The 6,034-nt window shown below is 68.5% G+C and carries 2 protein-coding genes; both read left to right on the forward strand.

Annotation, left to right across the window (positions count from 1 at the left end; translation table 11 throughout):
* The first annotated feature begins 11 nt into the window (after nucleotides 1-11).
* Complete coding sequence (locus AB7E83_RS27925) at nucleotides 12-5,030, forward strand: phage tail length tape measure family protein (RefSeq protein WP_428574773.1); 5,019 nt, start codon at nucleotides 12-14, stop codon at nucleotides 5,028-5,030.
* Nucleotides 5,027-6,034: hypothetical protein (locus AB7E83_RS27930; RefSeq protein WP_428574775.1), on the forward strand; the 1,008-nt coding region annotated here is incomplete at its 3' end. The genes AB7E83_RS27925 and AB7E83_RS27930, both read left to right, overlap by 4 nt.

The raw sequence follows: 6,034 nt of genomic DNA on the forward strand, positions 1-6,034 counted from the left end.
CCGAGCACCCCATGACCGAGCGACTCATAGCGTTCAAGATCACGTCCGACGGCAAAGCGTTTGCCGTGGACATGACCGCGAACGCCAAGGCGACGCAGGATCTCGGCCGGCAGTTCGACGAGACCGCAACGAAGGCGGAGGCCGTCGCGACGAAGGTCAAGAAGGCCGCCAAGGACATCGGGGCAGCGACGGCGGGGGATGCCGCGGCCGGCGTGAACAAGCTCGCGCAGGCCGCCAAGGAGGCCGGCGCGCCGGTCGCTCAGATGGGCACGGCAGCTCAGGCGGCAGGGCAGCAGCTGCGGCAGATGGCTTCGAAGGAAAGCGCGAGCGGCGTCGACGCGGTTGGCGCCGCCGCGAAGCGCGCCGTCCAAGATGTCAACGCGCTGGCCTCGTCGATCGGCAAGATGCCGCCGATCCCGGCGCTTGCGCCCGCGCGCGGCACGAGCGGTATCGACGAGACGCGGGCCAAGCTCAAGGGCGTGGGCGACCAGGCACAGGCGACCGCGCAGCAGATGCGCCAGGTCGCGCCGCAGATCACCGACGTGGTAACGCAGCTCGCGGGCGGCGCGAACCCGCTGCAGATCCTCATCCAGCAAGGCGGGCAGCTCAAGGACGTGTTCGGAGGTGTGGGCCCGGCGGCGCGCGCCGTCAGCGGCTACCTCGGCGCGATGATCACGCCCGCCACGCTGGCGGCCGGCGCGGTCGGTGCGCTCGCGATTGCCGCATACCAGGGCGCGGAGGAAGTGGCACGCCTCGAGCGCGGTGTGATCCTTTCGGGAAATGCGGCCGGAATCACTGTCAGCCGATATCGGGAGATGGCCGACGAGCTCGCGCGAATTGGCGGGACGAAGGGTGCGGCGCTGGAAACGCTCACGGCCCTTGCACAGCAGGGGCGAGTCGCAGCAGAAAACCTGCAGCGATTCGGCGCTGTAGCGCAGCAGATGAATCGCCTCGTCGGCAAGCCGGTGCAGGAGACGGTCCAGGAATTTGCGGCACTCGCGAAGTCTCCGGTGGAGGCGAGTCAGCAGCTTGCTCAGACCTACAACTATCTCACCGCCGCGACGTACGCGCAGATCAAGGCCTTGCAGGACGCAGGGCGGACGACTGAAGCAGCGAAGCTCGCGCAAGAGACGTTCGCGAACAGCTTGGCCGAGCGCATGCCGGAGATGGAGAAGCATCTCGGGACGCTGGAACGTCTCTGGTTGCGAATCAAGAGCGCGGTGGCGGGTGCTGCCGATGCGGCCTTGGACGTCGGGCGGCCCCTCTCTTCGCAGGGGCAGGTAGACCAGGCGAACCGCATCGTCCGGCAACTCGAGGCGCAAATTCAACAGCGGCAGTCGAAGGGTCTCGCAACCGGAGATCTGGACCGGCAGCTCGCAGCCGCGAAGGCGCTCGTGCCACTCGCCGAAGCGGAGGTCAGCGCCCAAGCAAAGGGAGCATTCCTCGCGAGCGAGCGTGCCAAGCAAAGGGAAGCCGCGGCGAGATGGGGTCAGGTCGAGACCGAGAACCTGGAGGTCCGCGAGGCGCGCGAGCGGAAAATCGATCAGATTCGGCGCGACGGGGTCGTGCTTGGCAAGTCCGAGAAGCAGATCGCGGAAGAGGTCTCCGAGGTTCGTCGCCGCATGGTCGACCCGCGCGAGGCGGACGGCCTGCAGGCGCGAATCGCGCGGCTGCAGAAGTTCAACGAGCTGCAGGCGGAGTTTACGCGCCAAGGCGTCGAGAAGGTGTCCGCCGCCCTCAAGCAAGGGCTGATCAGCGACTTCGAACAGATCGACCAGGCCGCTGCTCTCGAGGTGGCCCAGCTGAAGCAGCACCTCAGCACGCTGCAGGGCGAACTGCGTGTCGTCCGTACGAAGCCGAACTCGAGCGCGCTGGAGTCGGCCGCGCTCGAGGGCGAGATCGCCATCCAGCAGGAGCGCATCCGCGGACGCGAGAAGAAGCACCTCGACGACATCGAGACGCTGCGGTCGCAGAAGCGTGCGAAAGAGCGCGCCGCGATCGCCGAGTTCCACCAGCAGAACGAGGAAGACCAGGCCAAGGAAGAGAAGGCGAGCCGCGATCGCTCCACGGCTTCGCGCAACGCCGTCGACGAATACGTCTATGCGTTGGAACTCGAAAACAAGGAAGTGGAGTTCCAGGTCTCGCTGATGGGCAAGTCGGCCGTGGAACAGGTGCGGCTCATCGAGCTGCGCCGCATCGAGATCGCGCTGCTGAAGGAAAAGCAGGAGATCGCCAAACGCGCAGCCGGCGGGAACCTTACCGCCGCCGAGGTCGACGAAGAAATCCGTCGCGTGGAAGATGCCGCCGCCCGCGCCGCGGCGAACCTGAGCACCCGCGAGTACGTCGCCAAGTGGAGCGATGCGAACCGCCAAGCTGCGGAGTCGCTGTACCTGTTCATCACGCGCCGCGGCGGCGATGCGAAGCGCCAGTTGGCGAGCGCGTTCGAGCAGCTCGTGCTGCGGCCCCAGATCATGGCGGCGCTGTCGCCGGTCTCAGGCGGGATCGCGAACTACGTCAGCGGCAGCTCCGCTGCCATTGGAGGCGGCAACCTTCTCGGCACGCTCGGCAACGCGTCGAGCCTGTGGAACACGGGCAAGGGTGCAGTCGGCGAGATCGTGAACGGCACGCTCCTGGGGAACATCGGCGCGGGCTTCGCGGGCACGGGCGGTTCGTTCGCAAGCACCGTGGGCGCAGGGTTGGCCACCGACGCGATGGGCGCGACGGTCATCGAGGGTGCGGCAGCGGCCACGCTAGGCACCGGGGGCGGCATCGGCGCGGCAATGGCGGCGATTCCGGGTTGGGGCTGGGCCGCGCTGGCCGCGGCGGCCGTGGCGTCGATGATCGCGAACGGCGGCGAGACCCGCGTGGGCGGGCAGTACAGCAACGGGCAGCTGCTCGGCGCGCCGAGCGGCGGCCAGATCGACGGCGCGTCGCAGGCGGTCGCGGCCACCATCAACAGCATCAACGAGCTGCTCGGCGCGGCCGGCAGCTCGTCGCGCGTGCGGCAGCTACTCACCGGCCTCGAGCAGTCCGAGCACGAAAAGGGCTTTGCCTACGCCGGTGGCTTCCTGACCGGCGGAGAGGCGTTCGGGCAGTACCAGGACGGCTATCTCAATCGGCGCGGGAGCAAGTCGAAGGAGCAGGCGCTCGCGGAGTTCTCCGAGGAGCTGAAGCAGGCCACGCTGCAGGCGCTGCAGAAAGCGGACATTCCCGGGTACGTGGGTGAGTACCTGCGCGAGCTCGGCGACGTCGACGCGCTGTCGGGCGGCGCGCTCGACCAGGCGCTCGCGAAGGTCAGCACCTACCTGGCACAGCGCAAGGAGCTCGAAGAGCGGCTGTACCAGGCCACGGCCACCGAAGTGGAAAAGGCGGCGCGCACACGCCAGCGCGAGCTCGACGCCGTGGAAGAGAACAACCGTGCCCTGCTGCAGCGCATCCACGCGCTCGAGGACGAGACGAAGCGCACCGAGCGACTCACTTCGATGGCCGACCGTGCCCGAGGTCTTTCGCGCGAGTTCGCCGACGACAAGGACCTCAACGCGGTGATCGCCGCGCAGATCGCCGAGCGCCTCAAGGCGGCCGGTGTACCGGCAACCTCGGAAATGATCATGGCCGGCGACAAGTCCGGCTTCCTCTCGGCCCTGAAGGCGCTGCAGGAGTCGGGCAACCTGGACGGCATGGAGGCCATGCTCGACGTCGCGAGCGACTTCCTCATGCTGCTCGAGCGCATGGGCGAGCCCGCGCGCAAGGCGGCGGAGGAGCTGGAGCGCCTGAAGGAGGAGCTGAAGGAGATCGGCGCCGGCCTCTCGGGCTACCTGCGCGAGCTGCGCGCCGACCGCGCCGGCACGGCCGCGCCCTGGCTGCGACAGTCCCTCACGTCGGCCAACGCCGAGGCCGACTACGCGCTCGCGATGGGTGGGGACGTGGACGCCCACCGGCGGCTGCAGGGGTCGGTGGCGGCTGCGATCGAGGCGCAGAAGGGAATGACCGCGAGCGGCCCGGAGACGCAGGCTGTGATCGACGCGTGGATCGGAAAGCTCTCCGGCCTGCCTGCCGTGCAGTCGTACGAGCAGCAGAACATTGCGCTGCTGGGCGAGATCAAGGTCGGCATCGAGAAGCTGCCCGGTGCGATGGGCAAGTACCTCGCCGAGAACTTCGACCGCTTCGACGCGAACCTCGACGGCCTGCTGACGAACGACGAATACATGGCGGGCGCGGTGGGCAAGGCGACGGACGCCGAGCTGCAGCGAATCTGGACGCTGCTCGACCTGAACGGCGACGGCACCATCTCGAAGCTCGAGCTGCTGGGCGGCAAGTCCGACGCCACGAACGACAAGCTCACGACGATGGTGGAGCGGTTTTCGGCGAATAGCCTGCTCGCATACGACGCGAAGACGATCGCCGAGGCGTACACCGCCATCATCCGCAACACGGGCATCACCGCCGACTACGTGGCCGGCTGGGGCGCCGCGATCGTCTCCGCGGTGAACGGGCGTCCTGGGGCCGCTCCTGCCGGCGCGCCGGCACCATCTTCGCCCACCACGGGGCCCGCGCCTGCCCCGGCGACCGGAGGCCCGCCGGGCGTCTCGCAAGCCGACGTCGACGCCTACCAGGCCGCGCTCGCGTCTGGCCAGGGCATCTACGAGTTCGCCGCGTCGCGGGGTTACACGAGCGAGCAGACGTCCGCCTGGCTCACCGCGACCGGCTTTCCTGCCTTCGCGAACGGTGGCCTGCATACCGGCGGTCTGCGCATGGTGGGCGAGCGCGGCCGGGAGCTCGAGGTGACCGGGCCGGCGCGCTACTACAGCGCCGAGCAGACGAGCGAGCTCCTGAACGGCGACGACACTGCGATCCGCGAGGAACTCCGACGCATGAGCCGGATGCTCGAAGCCGCGATGCAGCAGGTGGCCACCATCACGGCGCAGGCCGCGAGCCGCACGCTGGACGTGCAGGAGCGCGTGGCCACGGGCGTGGAGCGCCTCGGCCAGCAACGAGAGCGCGCCCAGCCGCGCAACGTGGTGCGTGTATGAGCGTCACCACGGACTGGATCTACATGGTGGAGTGGACCGCGCGCTACCTGGGCGACATGCGGACGTTCCGCTACGCGACCCGCTCGTTCCGCTTCGGCCCCACCGTGGACGCCGCGTGGGGAACGCCGCGCTACGAGAGCATCACGGGTGCGACGACGTACGAGCACATGTATGTGCCCGGGCGAGTCAGCAGCATCACGATCGAGTCGAACATGCACGCGCCGGGCTGCACGCGAGGCGAGCTGTCGATCGACACCTGCACCATCGTCCTCGACAACGAAGGCGGCGGACTGGACAAGCTGCGCGCCGCGCGCTGCGCCGGCCGGATCGTGCGGATCTTCCGCATCAACCCGGGCGACCTGGCCGACTTCGACTGCATCTGGCACGGAACCGCGGCCGGCTATCTGCCGCCGGGCGACGAATCGATCACGCTGCGTGGGCGGGGCTTCCAGTACCTGCTGGATCGGCCGCTGCTGGTGAACCGCTACGCAGGGACGAACGCAGGCGGCAACGGCCTGGAGGGCGAGGCGGAAGACCTGAAGGGGAAGACCAAGCCCATGTTCATGGGCAAGCGGTTTAACTTCGAGCCGCCCGAGGTGAACACGGCGAAGAAGATCTTCCAGATCGACGGGCAGATCGGCGAGCTGCAACCAGGCGCGACGTTCGACGTCATGGATGCCGGCTGGCCGTTCACGCCGGGCGCGGACTACGCCTCGCTGGCCGATCTCGAATCCACGCCGCCCGCAGCGGGCGAGTGGCGCCTGTTCCGGGGTCCAGGCGGCGTGTATTTCCGCATCGGCACGACGCCCACGGGTGCGGTCACCGTCAACGGCGAGAACCCGATGAGTGCGTACACCGCTGGCTCGGTGGTCGCACCGATTGCCGGCTACGTCACCGGCTGCGAAGCCCAGATACTCATGGTGGCCCTGCTTCGATGGCTGCAGGTGAACGAGCTCAACGCGGCAGGCGAAGTGATGTCCATCCAGGGCTTGCACAGCCTGTGC

It is taken from the genome of Ramlibacter sp., from assembly GCF_050250995.1.
Lineage (GTDB): Bacteria > Pseudomonadota > Gammaproteobacteria > Burkholderiales > Burkholderiaceae_C > Ramlibacter.

Excerpts from the sequence above, each read along its gene's own strand:
- AB7E83_RS27925 (WP_428574773.1), top strand. The coding sequence starts at position 12 with ATGACCGAGCGACTCATAGCGTTCAAGATCACGTCCGACGGCAAAGCG.